This is a genomic window from Deinococcus sp. LM3, assembly GCF_002017875.1.
Lineage (GTDB): Bacteria > Deinococcota > Deinococci > Deinococcales > Deinococcaceae > Deinococcus.
The window spans coordinates 1,493,139-1,510,691 of sequence record NZ_MUFV01000001.1 but is presented as its reverse complement, the minus strand read 5'-3'; the positions used below and the strand labels follow the sequence as shown (position 1 = coordinate 1,510,691).

Below are 17,553 nucleotides of genomic sequence, written 5' to 3'. Positions count from 1 at the left end.
GCCGGACCCGCTCAGCGATGAGGGGTCCGGCATTTCTGGTCCGACACTATGTGGTGCACTCGACTGGATTCGAACCAGTGGCCTGCCCCTTAGGAGGGGGCCGCTCTATCCAACTGAGCTACGAGTGCCGACGGTGGGCGTGGCAGCGGCGCAGCGGGAATTATAGCAGGGCGGCCTGTGGGCGGGAATGCCCGCGCGCAGGGCACAGAAACGTGAGATAAAAATGTAAGCGAGCCCTACCTATACTCCCTTGAGGTTCTTCATGACGAACGCTGTGTACACCATGACCGTCCGCGCCCTGTCGGGCGTCGTTTCTGAACGGGCTGCCGAGACCATGCTGCGGGCGGTGCTGCGCGAGCAGAATCTCGTGGCCGAGACCGTCACGGCGCAGGAGATGCAACAGGTGATCTCCGGTCCGCTGCTGTCGCGCCTGGAGACCGTGATGCCGGCCACGCGGGCGCGCAAGGAACTGCTGAGCCTGGCCGGGCAACTGGAAGCGAAGTACCCGAAAGCGCCGACGCTGTTCACTGCGCACGTGCCTCATGCCAGCTGGGATGACGCGGGCGGCGGGACGACCATCTGGAACGACCTGCTGCTCAGCGCGGACGATTTTGAATTCGAGGACCCGGAGTACGGCGGGTCGCTGGAGGGCCGGTCGTATGACCTGTCCACGACGCTGGATCAGGACGCCCTGATTCAGTTGCTGGGCCGCCTGAGTGGCGTGCAGGGCGTGATGGTGTGCCGCGCGAGCGGTGAGGTGCTGCGGTCGCGGTCCGTGAAGGACCCGGCCGGGCTGGGCAGCGTGGTGGCGGCGAGCGCGATGCTGTTCCAGCGGCGGTCGCTGCGGCTGCTGTCGGCGGATCTGGGTGGGCAGACGGTGTGCATGTGTCCGCTGGGCGGGTACTGCGTGGCGGTGGTCGCCAATTCTCAAGCGAACGTGGGGAGACTTCTTGTGGAACTTCAGCAACTGCGGGTGGCGGCGTGAGCCTGTCCATTCAGAATGACCGGACGGGCCGCCTGCGCGCGCCCATGACGCTGCTGGCCCTCGCGGCGCTGGGGCTGGGCGGGGCGGGCGCGCAGGATCTCGCGGCGTACAACTCGCTGGCGCAGAACCTGGACGGCGCGGTGACGGCGCGGACCTCGTCGGCGCAGGCGGCGCTGGCCCGTCTGGACGCGGCTCAGTCGGCGCTGGATACGCTGTCGCCCACGCTGCGCAACCGGCAGATCGTGACCGGCCTGAAAGACGCGCTGGGCAGTTCCCGCGCGGCGCTGGGGCGGACCCCGGCGGAACTGGAAGCGCAGGTGCTGCTGGCGCGCGGGCTGATGCGCAAGGCGCTGTATGACCAGACGCTGGCGCTGCTGTCGTCCGCACCCCAGAACGGCGCGGCGCAGGTGCGGGTCCTGGCGCGCGAGTTCGGTCTGACCGGCGACGCGGCGGCCGCCCTGAGCAGCGACGCGCGGGCCGGGCGGCTGGAACGGACCGCGTGGCGGCTGGAGCGGGCGGCGGTGCAGAAGGTCAGCGCCAGCCTGCAGGCGGCGCGGCCCGCGCAGAACACCGCGTCGTACGTGAATCTGGCGCGGGCGACCGGCTGGTTCACGGTGGTGCAGGATTCCGCCGGGGCGGGCACGCTGACGGTCTCGCAGTTCGGGGACGCGCTGCGGCAGCTCACGTCGGGCGACACCGCTGCCCTGACGACCTCGCTGACGACCCTGCGGCAGGGCACGGCGGCCTTCGCGGCGGCGCTGGCCACGCCGCCCGCCGCGACCGGCAGCGCGCCGGCCACCAGCCCCGCGCAGACCCCGGCCACCACGCCGACGCCAGCCACCCCGACGCCAGCCACCCCGACGCCGGCCACCCCAACACCGGCCACGACGACGCCCCCCGCGACGACGCCGGTCACGCCAGCACCCGCCACGACGGACGCCGCGCAGGGCGCAGCGGGCGTGTACGCGGCGCTGGGACGGGCGCTGGCCGCTGCGGGTCACGCAGACAACACCGCGGCCCGCGCGGCCCTGGCCGAGGCGGGCACGGCCCTGGCGGGCGTTCCGGCCGATCTGCGCAACGCCGCCGGCTTCGACGCGCTCGGCTCGGCCATCGCGGGCGCGCAGGGGCGCGGGGCGCTGCGTCCCACCGACGTGCAGGCCCTGATCGGCGGTCTGGCGAACCTGGAGAACGCCGCGGCGGGACGGCCCGTCAGCGCGCTGGACGGCAGTTCGGTGGGTGTGTCCCGCTGGTTCAGCGGCTGGCTGCGCGTGCTGGTGTTCGCGCTGCTGGCGGGCCTGACGGTCCTGCCGCTGTACCTGCTGAACCTCGCGTTCGGTGGCCGCAACGTGTACTGGCGCGCCATCATGGGCGGCCTGGCGCTGCTGATGCTGCCGCTGTTCCTGGAAGGTCTGTTCGGGCTGCTGGGTGCGTTCGGGGATCTGTTCGGCGCGGCCCCGCTGCGCAACCTCACGAACCTGACCCTCAGCCAGGGAGCGTACGCCCTGCCGGTCTGGGCGCTGCTGGGCGCGGCCGCCATCGGCCTGACCGCCTTCGGGTTCCGGGGACTGTGCGAGCAGTTCGGACTGCTGGGCAGCGCCAAACCCAGCGTGCAGAACACCACGCAGCACACCAGCATCGACTGGGATGAGGACGTCTGATGGCCAGCGCCAGCCTTCAGCGGCTCCCGGTGCAGATGCTGGGCGACCTGGTGTCGCCCCGCGCGCTCGAACGCATCCTGCAGGACGCCGCGCAGGCGCGCGGCAGCACCCTGGACACCCTGGACCCGGCCATGCTGGAAGACATCCTCAAGCGCGAGGTCTTCAAACGGCTGCAACTGAGCGTCCCGGCGCCGCTGGCCAAGAAACGCGTCTCCGAGGTCCTGAACGAACTGATGAAGACCACGCAGGAGCGGCAGCTGCCCTCCCCGGTCGTCAGTTCGCTGGTCGGGCTGGAGGAGGGCGCGCGGCGGTTCACGCTGTACTTCGACTGGCCCGAGACGCAGCGGCTGCGCGGCGTCCTGAGTGTCGCCCGGCAGGAGGAGAAGGAAGGGCGTGACATCAGCGCCCTGGTCCTTGAGGGGCAGAACCTGATCGAGGTGATGGACCGCCGCCTGCAGGAAGGACTGGTCGAGCAGGGCCAGGACCTCGCGGAACTGCGCGCCACGTTCACGCGCGTGCAGGGCATGGGCGGCAAGGAAGTCCGCCGCCTGGAGACCCTGATCGGGCAGATCGACGAGGCGCAGTCGCAGGGCACGCTGCTGCCCGGCGAGGTCGAACGCGCCCGGAACATCACCTTCAACCTGCGCAAACTGCTGGAATCGTCGGTGGTGCAGACCGTCCAGAACGTGGATACGGCCGAGATTCCCACGTCCGCCACGATCCTCGATCCGGACGCGCAGGCGCGCGTGCTGGCGCTGGAGCAGGCGCACGCCGCGCAGCAGCTCGGCACGCTGGAACGCGAGTTCGCGCCGCTGATGCAGGCCCGCCCGGACCTGCGCGCCCAGCACGACGCGCTGCGCGGCCTGCAACACGGCAACCAGCTCACGGCCGACACGGTCGAGAACTGGCGCGAGCAGCTGAAATTCGAGCGGGAAACCGTGCTGGGCGAGCAGCGCAGCCGCCTCGCGCAGCTGGAAACGGCGCTGGCCGGCGCGGTCAGCGGCGCGGACATGCGCATCGCGCTGGATTCCGCGCGGCACCTGCTGGACATGGGCAGCCTCGCCACGGACGAACTGCAGGAACTGAGTGCCATGCACGAGTCGCTGCAGGCCGGCGTGAACGCCCAGTCGCAACTGGCCGCGCAGCGGGAACTGCTGGACATCGAACGGTCCGCCCGGAACGTGCTGGGCGCCAGCGCGGAACTCGCGCCGCTGCTCGCGCAGGCCCGCGCGGAACTCGCGCAGGGCCGCGAGGCTGACGTCGCGGCCCTCTGGAACCTGCTGGAACGCCGCATGGGCGCCGCCGCGCAGGAACGCGAGGACTTCGACGCCCGCGCCGACCGGGTCGTGCAGGAGTACGACACGGTCCGCAGTCTGGCCGGCGAGACCACCCAGAAACTCGGGCGGCTGGCCGACACGCTGCGCGCCCAGCGCCGCCTGGGCCGCATGAGCGCGCAGGCCCGCGAACGCTACGAGCAGACCCTGCTCGACGCCGAGGCGCTGCTGGCCGAGGCGCACGCCGAGTACCGCGCCGCGCAGGAAGTCACCGCCACCTTCGGCCAGGACGCCCTGAGCGGCCTGCTCGACGTGTTCGACTTCGAGGAGGCCACCGACACCAGCCTGCTGGCCGCCGCGCCCACCCCCTCGGCGGACCCCTTCGCGGCGCTCGGAACCCTCCCGGCCGCGCCCGTCACGCCGCCCGCCACCGCCCCGGCACCCGCCCCGACCCTGAGCGCCTCGGCGCTGTTCGACACGCTGCTCTCCTCTATCGGCACGCCCGCCGCCCCGGCTCCTGCACCCGCACCGGCAGAACCGGCCGGCTTCCCGGCGGCGTTCTCACTGCCGCAGGTGCCCACCCCGGACAGCGAGGCCGTCACCACGTGGCTGTTCCAGCACGGACAGATTCACCACGGCCCCCACGAACCCGCCGCGCAGGCCATGCTGGCCCTGCTGACCCAGGCGAGCGCGCTGGGCCTGCAACGCCTCGACATGAACGACGCCACGCACGTCTGGTCTGCCCGCAGCAGCGCCCCCGGCGAGTGGCGGCTCGGCCGCGCCGTCACCTGGACCGCCCTGGACGAACGGGTCGGCCCCTGGCTGGACACCGGCGAGAGCTGAAGGCCCCCCTCCACTCGCCGCCCGGCATACTGGGCGGCATGACCGCCGACCCCCTGCTTCCCGAACCGGGCGACGTCCTGCTGCTGCGCGGCCTGCGCGAACAGCAGCACTTCGGCGCGCGCCTCGCCGCCGCCCTGCCGCCCGGCAGCGTCCTGTTCCTGGAAGGCGAACTGGGCGCCGGGAAGACCAGCCTCACACAGGGACTGGTCGCCGCGCTGGGCTTCACCGACACCGTCACCAGCCCCACCTACGCCCTCATGAACGCCTACCCCACCCCGGACGGACAGGTCCTGCACGTCGACGCGTACCGCGTACGCGACGTGAACGAACTGTACGAGATGGACCTCGAAGACCTGATCGAACGCAGCCGCCTGAGCGTCATAGAATGGGGCGAGGGCCTGTACGCCGACTACCCCGCCGCGCCCATCCTGCTGCTCGAACACCTGGACGGCCAGCCGGACGTGCGGCGCGTCACCCGCCGGCGCTGAGAACGCAAATCTTCTGAACGGCAGGTCAGACGGACTCGGATTGAATGGGTCTGTAATCCATTCAATCCGAGCGAAGTGGTAGGAGCAAAACGGGTTTCGAGCTTGGAGTTGATGACCCGGTGCCGTTCCGGGTTGTCAACGAAACAAACGGAATCCATCTCAGACAGCCTGGATACAACGGAACTGGTCGGGTGCTGGCCAGGAGATTTAAAATGAATAGCAATATACGAATCAAGAGCACCCTAATTAACGCTCCCTTCACATATGCAGTTGAAATCAACCCGGCCGTAAATTCTTTCTGGATGTATGCAGTGCCTGATGAGGCAGTGTTTCACGCACAGCGCATCACAGTTGCCGAAGCAACAATGATCAGCTTAGACCCGGAGGGAGCATTACTGGAAATGGAGTCCCAGTTCCAGAAACAGATTGATCTTCCCAAGCTCGAATTACAAGGGGCTACCATCATGAAAGCCCTTCCCCTTCTGGAAGTCCAAGATGCCAGATACGCGGCAGTCAGCCCGATGGAAAAGGGGTTTTTTACCTGCTTCGTGGATAATATTGGCGCTGTCGACCAAGTGATGATCTGGGGCAACGTCTCTTTCCTCATATCAGACGGATTCCTCGTTGGCATTCAAGCGAAAGCGATTAATTAGGCACCATCGGGGGAGCATCAGAATAAATAGAGAATATCATACGAAGACCTCTCTTTTTAATAAACTCACACCCGGATTCCTCCTCATTGGAACACACCTCCTGAGAAGGCTAAACTTCACATCAGTCCGATGAGGGCAGGAAGAAAAATGAAGAACGCCGTCTCTGCCGGAACTGGGCTGACCTCAGAGGCGCAGGGCGGTTCCCTGATGATGCTGACACCGTTCGACAAAACCGTGAAGACAGCCGCTGCGCTTGGCGGCTACACCTCCATTACAGATACCAAGGAACTGACATACGAACCTCCCGATCAGGACGCCCGGACGCCGGATGAAAGGGCGGTCCCGTGAGTCTGCTGAGCACCCTGAAACGCCTGCTCACCAGACCGGAGCGGGCGCGTGACAGGCCGCGCGTCGCGTACCCGTCGCCCAGGGCAGCGGTGCTGGCCTTTCTCCACGACCCGCAGTGGGGAGCGCGGGTGGTCGAGCAGGGCGAGGAACGCATCGTGTTCGAGTACGACGGTGTGATCGGAGAATGGCTGGACGACCCGACTGGCGACTGGCTGCACCTGCGGTTCCGCGACCCCTTCACCGAGGCGCAGCGGTCCAGCAAACTGGCCATGTACGAGGGCTGGGCAGCCCACTGCGCACAGCACACCCTGTTCCGCTGGGATATCGATGAGCAGGCGCAGGAGTACTACGGAGACGCGTTCGCTCTGTTCCACGAACAGTACAACCAGCTGGAGTGCATCTGGGGAGCGTTCAACAGCGCGAAACTGCTCAGAGAGGGCAGTAACCGAATTGCTATGGGGAGAAACAATGACGTCTTTGTCACTGCCTATAGAGCTCCTACCACTGCAATAGCGCTGTGGCATTGGCTGGATAGCGACGCGCCAGCAGGAACACACCGTCTGAGAAGCACGTATAACGAACACTGGTTTGAAACGGGTTCAGCCGTGTGTTCTGTCATGCAGGAACAGTGGGCTTACTACGCCCGCGTTGCTTATACCAACGGTGATTTTCAGCCTTACATGTCGGGGGGCGAGGAGCAGCAGCTCCGGCTGTACCGCCTGCATCTGGGCTTGCAGCGCTGGTTTCCCAGACTCCGCAACTTTGTCATTCAGACCGACAATCCGGAGAACTCTGGGGCGAACGAGACCAGCGTGGCGATTCTGGTGTCCAGCGGGACGGACGCCGGGCCTATCTTTGACCGGGTGTTCCGGGAGTTCTACGGACAGGTGATCGAGATCACGGAGTGGTTCAATTTCGATTTCAACCCGAAGACCGCGCCGTGGTTCGATCATTCGGTCAAGAAACCGCAGCGGCGTGATCAGCGTCAATCCCCGGTGAGGGGTATTCCCGACGCGAAGGAGAACAGATGACAGAACCCATGCAGTTTGGCCGTCAGGCCGTCAAGCGACCTCCGTTCGAGATCAGCGGAATCAGTTTCTCTTCCCTGCCTCTCTCGCTGGCAGAAGAGAAACGTCTGGCCGGAGCCGGGGCCGACGCGACCAGTGACGACGCGGCCATGGACGCCCTGCTGGGCATCCTGGCGGAACTGCTGAATGCACGGACGCAGGGCGAGTCGGTCGGTGCTGACTGGCTGATGGAGAACCTGACGGCAGGCGACCTGGAGGGGATCGTGTCGTACCTGCGTGGCGAGGCCGCAGCGGACTGAACGCGACTGATGGCAGCCTATCGAGGGTGACCCCTCCCGGACAGGGTCTGCACCGTTCGTTGTGACAGGGCCGCCTGCCCCGGTGGCCGCTGTCAGAATGGGTGCATGTGGACTCTGGTGCTGAATTGCGGGTCGAGCAGCGTGAAGTTTGCGTTGCTGGACGTTCGGAGTGGGGCGGTGGGCCTGTCGGGTCTGGCCGAGCGGCTGGGGTCGGGGACGCGTCGGCGCGGCTGGACCTTCCGGGGGGGCGGCGGTCGGTGCCGTTGCCGGGCGGGACGTACGCGGAGGCGTTCGCGGTGATCGCGGGCGCGCTGGATGAGCTGGGCGTGCGCGGCGACGTGGGCGCGGTCGGTCACCGGGTGGTGCATGGTGGCGAGCGCTTCAGTGAGCCGGCGCTGATCACGCCGGAGGTGCTGGACGCCGTGCGGGCGTGTGTGCCGCTGGCGCCGCTGCACAACCCGGCGAACATCGCGGGGATCGAGGCGGCGCGCGCGGCGTTCCCGCACCTGCCGCAGGTGGCGGTGTTCGACACGGCGTTTCATCAGAGCATGCCGGAGGTGGCGTTCCGGTACGCGGTGCCGGAGGCGTGGTACCGGCAGCATGGGGTGCGGCGCTACGGGTTCCACGGCACGAGCCATGCGTTCGTGGCGGCGGAGGCCGCACAGGTGCTGGGCCGCCCGCTGGAGGACCTGAATCTGGTCACGGCGCACCTGGGGAACGGGTGCAGCGTGTGCGCGGTGGCCGGTGGGCGCAGCGTAGATACCAGCATGGGCCTGACGCCGCTGGAGGGGCTGGTCATGGGGACGCGCAGCGGGGACGTGGATCCGGGCCTGCATGATTTCATTGCGCGGCAGGCGGGCCTGAGCCTGTCGGAGGTGACGGCCGCCCTGAACCGCGAGAGCGGACTGCTGGGCCTGTCGGGACTGAGTAACGACATGCGGGAACTGGAGGAAGCGGCGGCGCGCGGTCATGCGGGCGCGCGGCTGGCGGTCGAGGCGTTCGTGTACCGCCTCGCGAAGCAGATGGCGGGCATGGCGGTCGCGCTGGGCCGGGTGGACGCGCTGGTGTTCACGGGCGGCATCGGGGAGAACAGTGCGGCGGTGCGCGGCGCGGTGCTGGCGCGGCTGGGCGTGCTGGGCGCGGCGGTGGACCCGGCCCTGAACGCGCGGGCGGTGCGGGGCGAGTCCGGGCGGATCAGTCCGGAGGGGACGCTGCCGGCGCTGGTGATCAACACGAACGAGGAACTGATGATCGCCCGGCAGACGCAGGACGTCCTGGCCGGTCAGGCGCAGGGCCAGGGGGGGACGGCATGAAAACACTGTTCGTCGCACCGACCCGGAACGGCGTGGGCCTGAGCAGCACGGCGCTGGGCCTGACCCGCGCGCTGGAACGCCAGGGGCTGAAGGTGGCGTTCCTGAAACCCATCGCGCAGACGCATGAGGCCCGCACGGACGACAGCGTGCATTTCGCGCGGACGCTGGCGCATCTGCCCACGCCCGACCCGATCACCCTGACGCACGCCGAGGAGCAGCTGAGTCTGGGCGCCGAGGAGGATCTGATGGAGGAGGTCGTCACCCTGGCCCGGCAGGTCACGGGGGGCGGCGCGGACGTGCTGATCGTGGAGGGCCTCGCCCTGAACGAACGGAACGTGTACGCCGGGGCGCTGAACGCCAGCCTCGCGCGGAACCTGGAGGCGGACACGGTCCTGGTGTCCAGTCTGGCGGGGGTGGGCGCGGCGGAACTGGCCGATGAGCTGGAGATCTCGGCGCAGGCGTACCGCCGCAGCGACGGCTCGGGCCTCAGTGGGTACGTGCTGAACTTCGCGCCGCCGGGTCTGGATTTCGGGACGCTGATGGCGGAGCTGCGTGCCCGCAGCCGCGTGCTGAGCGGCGGGACGTTGCCGCTGCTGGGCGTGGTGTCGCAGTCGGGCGGCCTGAACGCGCCGCGCACGCTGGACGTGGCCCGCCACCTGGGGGCCGAGATCGTGAACGAGGGCGAGGCGGGCCTGCGCCGCGTGACGAGTACGGTCGTCACGGCGCGCACCGTGCCGAAGATGGCGCACCTGTTCGTGCCGGGCGCGCTGGTCGTCACGCCCGGCGACCGGGAGGACGTGATCATGGCGGCGGCCCTGTCGCACCTGAGCGGCGTGCCGCTGGCGGGGCTGATGTTCACGTCCGGCAGCGCCCCGGAGGAGAGCATCGAGCGGCTGTGCCGGGCGGCGCTGGGCAGCTCCCTGCCCGTGCTGCGCGTGAACACCAACTCGTTCGAGACGGCCTCGCGCCTCTCGCGGCTGGACCCGCGCGTCCCGCACGACGACACGCAGCGCATGGACCGCGTGCTGGACTTCATCGCGGACCGGCTGGATACCGGCACGCTGGTCGCGCGGCTGCGCGTGCCGGACGTCGCCGGGGACCGCCGCCTGCCGCCCAGCGCCTTCCGCTACGAACTGATCCAGAAGGCCCGCGCCGCCGCCAGACGCATCGTGCTGCCCGAGGGCGATGAGCCGCGCACCGTGAAGGCCGCCATCCGCTGCACGGAGAAAGGCATCGCGCGGTGCGTGCTGCTGGCCGACCCGGAACGCGTGCGACAGGTGGCCGAGGGGCAGGGCCTGACGCTGCCCGACGGTCTGGAGATCCTGCACCCGGATTCCATCCGCGCGCGCTACGTGGAACCCATGGTGGAACTGCGCCGCAGCAAGGGCCTGACTGCCCCGCAGGCGGAAGCGCAACTGGAGGACACGGTGGTGCTGGGCACCATGATGCTCGCGCTGGGCGAGGTGGACGGCCTGGTGTCCGGCGCGATCCACACGACCGCGAACACCGTGCGGCCCGCCCTGCAACTCATCAAGACCGCGCCCGGCTCGCGGCTGGTCAGCTCGGTGTTCTTCATGCTGATGCCCGAACAGGTCCTCGTGTACGGCGACGCGGCCATCAACCCCAACCCGAACGCCGAGGAACTCGCGGACATCGCCATCCAGAGCGCCGACAGCGCCCAGGCCTTCGGGATCACGCCGCGGGTCGCCATGCTGTCCTACTCGACTGGCGAGTCCGGCAGCGGCGAGGACGTCGAGAAGGTCAAGGCCGCCACCGCCCTGGTGCGCGAACGCCGCCCGGACCTGCTGGTCGACGGCCCCATGCAGTACGACGCCGCCAGCGTCCTGTCCGTCGGGCAGGCCAAGGCCCCCGGCAGTCCCGTCGCGGGCCGCGCCACCGTGTTCATCTTCCCGGACCTGAACACCGGCAACACCACCTACAAGGCCGTGCAGCGCGCCGCCGGCGTCATCGCGGTCGGCCCGATGCTCCAGGGCCTGCGCAAACCCGTCAACGACCTGAGTCGCGGCGCGCTCGTGGACGACATCGTGTACACCATCGCCCTGACCGCCATCCAGGCAACGCAGGGGAAGGTTGATGGGTAAAGGTTGATGGTTGATGGACAGGGCTTTTCCATCAACTTTCAACCATCGACCATCTCCCCCTCGTAGAGGTCCGCGCGGCTGAGGGGGACATGGGCGCGGCGTTGCTCGTCGGGTTTCGCCAGGAGGGTCTGGTAGAGGCCCAGGTGGCCTTTCTCGAAGTAGTGGGAGGTGGCGCCCAGGTAGAGGCGCCACAGGCGGTGGCGTTGCTCGCCGAGCGCGGCGAGGGCTTCTGCGTGGTGCGTTTCGAGGTTCGCGGCCCAGTGGGTGAGGGTGCGGGCGTAGTGTTCGCGGAGGTTCTCGATGTCGCGGACCTCGAACTGCGCTTCGGTGGCGTGTTTCACGGTTTCCCAGATGGGCAGCAGTTCACCGTCGGGGAAGACGTACCGGCGGGCGAAGTTGCCGCTCTGGAGCCACAGGGGCACGCGGGCCTGGGGGATGCCGTCGCTGATGGCGTGGTTCATCATCAGGCCGCCGGGTTTCAGGGCGGCGTACGCGGCGCGGAAGTAGGTGGGCATGTTCTTGCGGCCCACGTGTTCGGCCATGCCGACCGAGGCGATCTTGTCGAAGCTGCCTTCGGGTGTGTGGGCCAGCACGTCGCGGTAGTCGCGCAGTTCGAAGGTGACGCGGTCGGCAACCCCGGCGGCCCCGGCGCGGGCGCGGGCCTCGTGCAGTTGCGCCTCGCTGAGCGTGACGCCCAGCACGCGCGCTCCGTAACGCTGCGCGGCGTGAATGGCGAGGCCGCCCCAGCCGCTGCCGATGTCCAGCAGGTGCTCGCCCTGTTGCAGGCGCAGTTTGCGGCAGATGAGATCCAGTTTCGCTTCCTGCGCCTCGTCCAGTGTCTCGGTGCCGCCCCTGAAGTAGGCGCAGGAGTACACCATGCGCCGGTCCAGCCACAGTCTGTAGAAGTCGTTGCTGACGTCGTAATGGTACGAGATGGCCTGCTGATCACGCTCGCGGGAGTGCTGCGGGCCTTCCAGGCTGGCGGTCACGGCGATGGGCGGGATCGCCCCGGCGCGGCGGCGCAGGGTGGCGGCGGCGCGCAGCAGGGCGGGCGCGTCGGCGGGGTTCAGGGTCGCGTCGAAGGTCTCGGCGATGGCGGCGATGTCCCCGATGTTCCCCTCGATCTCGAAGTCGCCGCGCAGGTACGCCTCGCCGAGCGCCACGTCCAGCGGGAGTTTCAGCAGGCGGCCCAGCGTTTCCGGGCTGTTCAGGATCAGGCGGGCGCGACTGGGCTGCGTGGCCCCGATGACCTCACCGTTCCAGAGTTGCACGTCGAAGGGCCGCACGCTGGGCAGCGCGGCGCGCAGCAGGGTGCGGGTGGCGTCCAGCGTCTCGGTGTCGGTCGGGGCAGGGCGGGTGGCCTGCCGGGCGATCAGGGCCGCGCCGGCGGTGGCCAGGGCCGCCCAGGTCAGGGCCGAGCGGCGGGCCGTGGGTCTGGTGGGGGACATGCTGCACGCTACCGGATTGCGCGCGCCCGGAAGTGGGGCAGACCGGTAGCAGGCTTCATGCACGCGGCCCTGCCCGCCGCCCGCGTCCCGCCTAGCGCCGGGCGGTGAGCCACAGCAGCGCCGCGCCGGCCGCGACGGCGATCAGGTCCGGGGCGTACGCGGCGACCGCGCCGGGCAGCGCGCCGTTCTCGCCCATGATGCGGAACACGCTGAAGGTCGCGTAGTACGCGAATGTCAGCAGCAGCGCCCAGACGAGGCCCAGGTCGCGGCCGCTGCGGAAGCTGAACACGGCCAGCGCCACGGCGAAGAACGCCAGGGCCAGCGCCGCCAGCGGTCCGGCGAACTTGCGGTGCAGGGCCGTGAAGTCCGCCGGGGAGTTGATGCCCTGCGCGCGGTAGGTGTTCGTGCGGGCGATCAGGGTGGGCAGCGGTTCGTAGATGGGGTTCAGGTCGCCGTTTCCCTCGGCGCCGAGTTCTGTGCCGGTGTCCTGGAGGGGCAGGGTGCCGCTCTGGAAGGTCAGGACCGTGACGGGCCGCGCGTCCTGGTACGTGACGCGCTGCCCGTCGCGCAGTTCGAGGACGGTGCTGCCGGGGCGCAGGCGGCCGCTGGCGGCGGTGATGACCTCGCGGGGGGGCAGGCCGGCCTGCATGGTCACGACCCGCAGGTCGCGCAGTTCCCCGCCGGGCAGGATCTGCCCGATGCTGATGGCGCGGCCCAGCGCGTCGCGCAGCACGGCGTTCTGCCCGGCGGCGTTCAGGCCCAGCACGCGGGGGTTGTCCAGCACGATCTGCTGCTGCACCTGGCGGGCCTCGGTGCGGGCGCGCGGGACGAGGCCCTCGCCGAGCGCGAAGGCCAGGGCGGTCACGGCCAGTCCCAGCGCCAGGACCGGGCGGAACAGGCGCGTGGCGGGAATCCCGGCGGCCAGCGCGCTTTTCAGTTCGCTGTCGGCCGCCAGCCGCGAGAGGCCCAGCAGCGTGGCGAACATCAGCGCGATGGGCAGGGCCTGCGCGGCGGCTTCCGGGACGTTCAGGGCCAGCACGCGGGCGACCAGGACGGGGTTGGCGCCCTTGGCGAGCAGCGGCGCGATGACCTTTTCGAGGCTGCCGACGACCAGCAGGCTGATCACGGCGGCCAGCGCCCCGAACAGGAACGGCAGGATCTCGTTCAGGACGTAGCGTTCGAAGGTGGGCAGGCCCCTCACCGGAGCCTCCAGGCGAGCGCGGCGGCCAGCAGCATGAACGTGAGGTTCGGCAGCCACGCGGCCAGCGCGGGGTTCAGCGCCCCGGCGGTCGCGAGGCCCGGCACGGTGCTCCACAGGACGTAGAAGGTCACGATGAACAGCAGCACGGCGGCGAACGCGGCGGCGCGGTTGCGCAGCAGCAGGCCCAGCGCCCCGGCGGCCAGGGCGAACACCACGGCGGTCAGCGGGTCGGCGACGCGGCGGGCCAGCTGGAACGCGGCGGCGCGGCGGTCGGCGGGCAGCAGGGCGGGGTCGGCGGCGCGGGCGCGCAGGTCGGCGGTGGGGGCCTGTTCGGCGTTGCCCGGTGGTTCGCGCAGCGAGTCGGTCTGCGGGACGGTCACGGACCCGGCGCTCTGGCGGGGCGGCTGGCCGGGCCGGGTGATCCAGGGGGTGGTCAGCGTCCAGGTGCGGTTCTGGGTGTCCCAGCTGCCCAGCGAGGCGGTCAGGGTTTCCTGGCCGCGCTGCACCATCACGCCCTGGAGTTGCGCGGTGCTGCCGCCCGGTTCGCTGACGATGCGTCCGGCGTAGTACAGCGCGCCGGGCGGGGCGTAGGTGTAACGTTCCTGCCGGGGCGGGGGCGGCGGGATGTCGTAGATGCTGTACCACGCGCGGTCCCAGGAGGCCAGTCCGGCGGGCACCAGCCGGTCGGCGTTCACGTACGCCACCGCCGCCACGGCCAGGAACGGCAGGGTCAGCGGCCACACGAGGCGCAGCGGGGGCACGCCGCCGGCGCTGATGGCCTTGAGTTCACTGTCGCGCTGCATGCGCGAGAAGGCCAGCAGGATCGCGAACGGCACGGCCAGCACCAGCGCGCGGTTCAGGATGGTCGGCGTGATGGCCAGCAGGGCGCTCAGGCCCTTGAGCAGCGGCGGTTGGTAGGTCAGGAGTTTGCTGACGGTGCTGCTCAGGACGTCGACCATCTGCAGGGTCAGGAACAGCGCCACGCCCGCCGCGTACCAGCGTGTGACCTCGGCAAGAACGAGGCGGATGAGGAGGGGCGGCACGAGCAGGATTCTAGCGGGCCAGCATGAGGGAGAGGCGCGCAGGCGCCGCCCGCTCAGCCGGCCTGTGAGGGGGCGGCCGCGCCGGGCAGCGGGAGTTCCCAGCCGAGGCGTTCGCGCCGCGCGACGAACTCGTGCAGGCGCAGGATGGCGGCGTTGCCCTGCGCGCCGCGTTCCTGGATGGCGCGGGCGCTGGCGGTGTCCAGGTATGCGAGGCGCAGCAGTTCGGTGGCGTTCAGGCCGTCGCGGGTCTGTTTCACGCCGCGTTCCCGCCGGATGGTGGCGCTGTCGGTGCCCAGCACACTGCGGTTGCTGATGCTGCCCAGCTGTCCGTACACGTTCCCGGCCCCGCCGTGCCGGGCGACGGTGCTCATGAGGTCGCGGCGGGCGTGGGTGCTTTCCAGGCGGGCGGCCAGCCAGCGGCGGGATTCGGGGTCGGGGTTACGTTCGGCGATCTGCGCGGCGAGGCGCACGTCGCCCTGCAGGGTGCGGGTCAGGAGGTCCTGCGCGCGCCTGCGCCAGCGGCGGGCCTGGGGGGTGTCCAGCGTGAAGGCCAGCCGGGTGAAGTCGGCGACGGTCAGGGTCGCTTCCGGCCCGGCCCCGAAGTCGCGTTCCGGGGCGTCCACGCCGTCCAGGGCGGCGGTCTGGTCGGCGGCGTTCAGGCCGAGCTGGGTCAGGGCGCTGGGGGCGTGCAGCAGGCCGTCCGCGCTGATGGGCAGACGAACGGTGCCGAATTCCAGGGTCAGCGGGGCGCTTTTCATACGTACATCATAGCACAGATTATGTATTTAGCATAATCACGGAGGGCTGATTGCATCCCACAGGCAACCTCTCCCCCACCCGGCCCGCCGTACACTGACAGGGCACACCACAACCCAAGCCCGGACACGCCCCTTCCCCTCTGGAGGACCGCCCATGACCGACCCACACCGCCCCGACCGCTGGCCCGTTCCCGACAGCGTGCTGCGCCGCCTGCGCAGCGACCCGGAGGCCGACATCGCCCGCGCCGCGCAGGACCCGGACGGCTTCTGGCTGGAACAGGCCCGCACGTACGAATGGACGAAAGAACCCACCACGGCCCTCACCTGGAACCGCCCGGACATGCAGTGGTTCGCAGACGGACAGACGAACATCACCCTGAACGCCCTGGACCGCCACGCACGCGGCGAGAACCGCACCCGCGCCGCCCTGATCTGGCTGTCGGAAACCGGCGAGCGGCAGGTCTACACCTACGGCCTGCTGCTCGATCAGGTGGAACGCGCCGCCGCCGGCCTGCGCCACCTGGGCGTGCAACCCGGCGACCGCGTCGTGATCTACCTGCCCCTGACCCCCGAGGGCGTGATCGCCATGCTCGCCTGCGCCCGCCTGGGCGCCGTGCACTCGGTCGTGTACGCCGGGCTGGGCGTGGGCGCCCTGCGCGACCGCATCACGGACGCCGGGGCGCGCGTGGTCATCACCGCCGACGTGGGCTACCGGCGCGGCAAGCTGGTGGACCTGTACGCCATCGCCGCCGAGGCCATCGCGGACCTGGGCGGCGTGGAACACCTGGTGCTGTGGGAACGCATCAAGACCTACCAGCGCGAACACGACGCCCGCACCGTCCCCTGGGAGACGCTGTTCACGCACGGCCGCGCGCCCGCCGTCACCGTGAACGCCGAGGACCCGCTGTTCATCCTGTACACGTCCGGCAGTACCGGCAAACCCAAGGGCGTGATCCACACGCACGGCGGGTTCATGGTCGGCACCGCCTACCACCTGCGGCAGCTGTTCGACGTGGGCGGCGGCGACGTGTTCTTCTGCACCAGCGACATCGGCTGGATCGTCGGGCACAGCTACATCGTGTACGGCCCGCTGGTGGCCGGCGCGACCGTCCTGTTCCGCGAGGGCGCCCCGGACTTCCCCGACACGGGCGTCCTGTGGCGCGCCGTGCAGGACTACGGCGTGGACATCCTGTTCACCGCGCCCACCACGCTGCGCCTGTTCATGAAACTCGGCGCCGACACCCTGGCCCCCCACGACCTGACCCGCCTGCGCGTCGTCGCCTGCGCCGGGGAAGCCCTGAACCCCGAGGCGTGGCGCTGGGCGCAGGAACACATCGGCGGCGGGCTGGGCGAGGGCGCGCACGCCGCCGTCATCGACCACTGGTGGCAGACCGAACTGGGCGCCCCCACCCTCGGCACGCACCCCCGCTGGCCCGTCCGCCCCGGATTCGCCGGACGGCCCCTGGCCGGCGTGGACGCCGACATCGTCGACGAGAACGGCCAGAGCGTCCCGGACGGACAGCAGGGGCACCTCGTCATCCGCCGCCCCTTCCCCAGCATGATGCGCGGCATTCACGGCAACCCCGAGCGGTACGCGCGCATCTGGAACGAGAACCCGGCCGGGTACCTGTCCGGCGACCTCGCCACCCGCGACGAACACGGGTACATCAGCATCCTGGGCCGCAGCGACGACGTGCTGAACGTCGCCGGGCACCGCATCGGCAGCGCCGACGTGGAAGACGCGCTTGTTTCCCACCCCGCCGTGGCCGAGGCCGCCGTGATCGGCCTGCCCGACGAACTGAAAGGCGAGAGCATCATCGCGCACGTCATCCTGCGGCGCGGCTTCGAGGATCAGGTCGGCCGGGGCCTGCGCGCCAGCATCACCGAACACGTCCGCCGGGAACTCGGCCCCATCGCCACGCCCGCCGAGATCCGCGTGGTCGACGCGCTCCCCAAAACCCGCAGCGGCAAGATCCTGCGCCGACTCCTGCGCGCCCAGGCCCTCGGCCAGGACCCCGGCGACCTCACCACCCTGGAAGGGTAAGCAGGAAGGGAAATAAAAAATCCGCCTCAGCGGGCGGTGATGTCAACAACTATAGCGCGGTATGCACG

General features: G+C 69.8%; 14 protein-coding genes, 1 tRNA gene and 1 pseudogene. 11 read left to right on the top strand and 5 right to left on the bottom strand.

Annotated elements, in window-relative coordinates:
• Positions 1-51: 51 nt before the first annotated feature.
• Positions 52-128: transfer RNA gene (locus BXU09_RS07090), tRNA-Arg, on the bottom strand.
• Positions 129-262: 134 nt separating this feature from the next.
• Between BXU09_RS07090 and BXU09_RS07085 the strand changes: the two genes are divergently transcribed.
• The 10 genes and pseudogenes from BXU09_RS07085 (at position 263) to pta (ending at position 10,991) form a co-directional block, all read left to right on the top strand.
• The gene (locus BXU09_RS07085; RefSeq protein ID WP_078301472.1) at positions 263-985 is read left to right on the top strand and encodes a roadblock/LC7 domain-containing protein; all 723 of its coding nucleotides are present in this window, start codon (positions 263-265) and stop codon (positions 983-985) included.
• Positions 982-2,643, top strand: a complete 1,662-nt coding sequence (locus tag BXU09_RS07080; RefSeq protein WP_078301470.1) for a hypothetical protein — start codon at positions 982-984, stop codon at positions 2,641-2,643. The genes BXU09_RS07085 and BXU09_RS07080 overlap by 4 nt, the downstream gene beginning before the upstream one ends.
• Positions 2,643-4,760, top strand: a complete 2,118-nt coding sequence (locus BXU09_RS07075; protein ID WP_078301468.1) for a hypothetical protein — start codon at positions 2,643-2,645, stop codon at positions 4,758-4,760. The genes BXU09_RS07080 and BXU09_RS07075 overlap by 1 nt, the downstream gene beginning before the upstream one ends.
• 38 nt (positions 4,761-4,798) lie before the next feature.
• The gene (tsaE, locus tag BXU09_RS07070) at positions 4,799-5,248 is read left to right on the top strand and encodes a tRNA (adenosine(37)-N6)-threonylcarbamoyltransferase complex ATPase subunit type 1 TsaE (protein ID WP_078301467.1); all 450 of its coding nucleotides are present in this window, start codon (positions 4,799-4,801) and stop codon (positions 5,246-5,248) included.
• Between the two features lie 212 nt (positions 5,249-5,460).
• Positions 5,461-5,901: a hypothetical protein gene (locus BXU09_RS20175; RefSeq protein WP_144012012.1), complete on the top strand. Its 441-nt coding sequence runs from the start codon at positions 5,461-5,463 to the stop codon at positions 5,899-5,901.
• Between the two features lie 147 nt (positions 5,902-6,048).
• On the top strand, positions 6,049-6,249 hold the full coding sequence (locus tag BXU09_RS07060) for a hypothetical protein (protein WP_078301464.1): 201 nt from the start codon (positions 6,049-6,051) through the stop codon (positions 6,247-6,249).
• Complete coding sequence (locus tag BXU09_RS07055) at positions 6,246-7,280, top strand: hypothetical protein (protein WP_078301462.1); 1,035 nt, start codon at positions 6,246-6,248, stop codon at positions 7,278-7,280. Before BXU09_RS07060 ends, BXU09_RS07055 begins: the two co-directional genes overlap by 4 nt.
• Positions 7,277-7,576, top strand: coding sequence for a hypothetical protein (locus tag BXU09_RS07050; RefSeq protein ID WP_078301461.1), 300 nt, complete (start codon positions 7,277-7,279; stop codon positions 7,574-7,576). The genes BXU09_RS07055 and BXU09_RS07050 overlap by 4 nt, the downstream gene beginning before the upstream one ends.
• Positions 7,577-7,681: 105 nt before the next feature.
• A pseudogene (locus BXU09_RS07045) lies at positions 7,682-8,889 on the top strand (acetate kinase).
• Positions 8,886-10,991 carry a phosphate acetyltransferase gene (pta, locus tag BXU09_RS07040; RefSeq protein ID WP_078301459.1) on the top strand — a complete coding sequence of 702 codons (2,106 nt, stop codon included), beginning with the start codon at positions 8,886-8,888 and terminating at the stop codon, positions 10,989-10,991. Before BXU09_RS07045 ends, pta begins: the two are co-directional and overlap by 4 nt.
• Positions 10,992-11,029: 38 nt before the next feature.
• Here pta and BXU09_RS07035 read toward each other — a convergent pair whose 3' ends face one another.
• The 4 genes from BXU09_RS07035 to ddrC all read right to left on the bottom strand — a co-directional run bounded on the left by BXU09_RS07035 (position 11,030) and on the right by ddrC (position 15,441).
• Positions 11,030-12,439 carry a cyclopropane-fatty-acyl-phospholipid synthase family protein gene (locus tag BXU09_RS07035; RefSeq protein ID WP_078301458.1) on the bottom strand — a complete coding sequence of 470 codons (1,410 nt, stop codon included), beginning with the start codon at positions 12,437-12,439 and terminating at the stop codon, positions 11,030-11,032.
• A gap of 91 nt (positions 12,440-12,530) precedes the next feature.
• Positions 12,531-13,631: an LptF/LptG family permease gene (locus BXU09_RS07030; protein WP_099748845.1), complete on the bottom strand. Its 1,101-nt coding sequence runs from the start codon at positions 13,629-13,631 to the stop codon at positions 12,531-12,533.
• Between the two features lie 5 nt (positions 13,632-13,636).
• On the bottom strand, positions 13,637-14,683 hold the full coding sequence (locus tag BXU09_RS07025) for an LptF/LptG family permease (RefSeq protein ID WP_078301456.1): 1,047 nt from the start codon (positions 14,681-14,683) through the stop codon (positions 13,637-13,639).
• 53 nt (positions 14,684-14,736) lie between these two features.
• Positions 14,737-15,441, bottom strand: coding sequence for a DNA damage response protein DdrC (gene ddrC / locus BXU09_RS07020; RefSeq protein ID WP_078301455.1), 705 nt, complete (start codon positions 15,439-15,441; stop codon positions 14,737-14,739).
• 154 nt (positions 15,442-15,595) lie between these two features.
• On the opposite strand from ddrC, the gene BXU09_RS07015 reads away from it, so the two are divergent.
• Entirely contained in the window at positions 15,596-17,485 is a 1,890-nt protein-coding gene (locus tag BXU09_RS07015; protein WP_078301453.1) for an acetate--CoA ligase, read from the top strand.
• Positions 17,486-17,553: the final 68 nt, after the last annotated feature.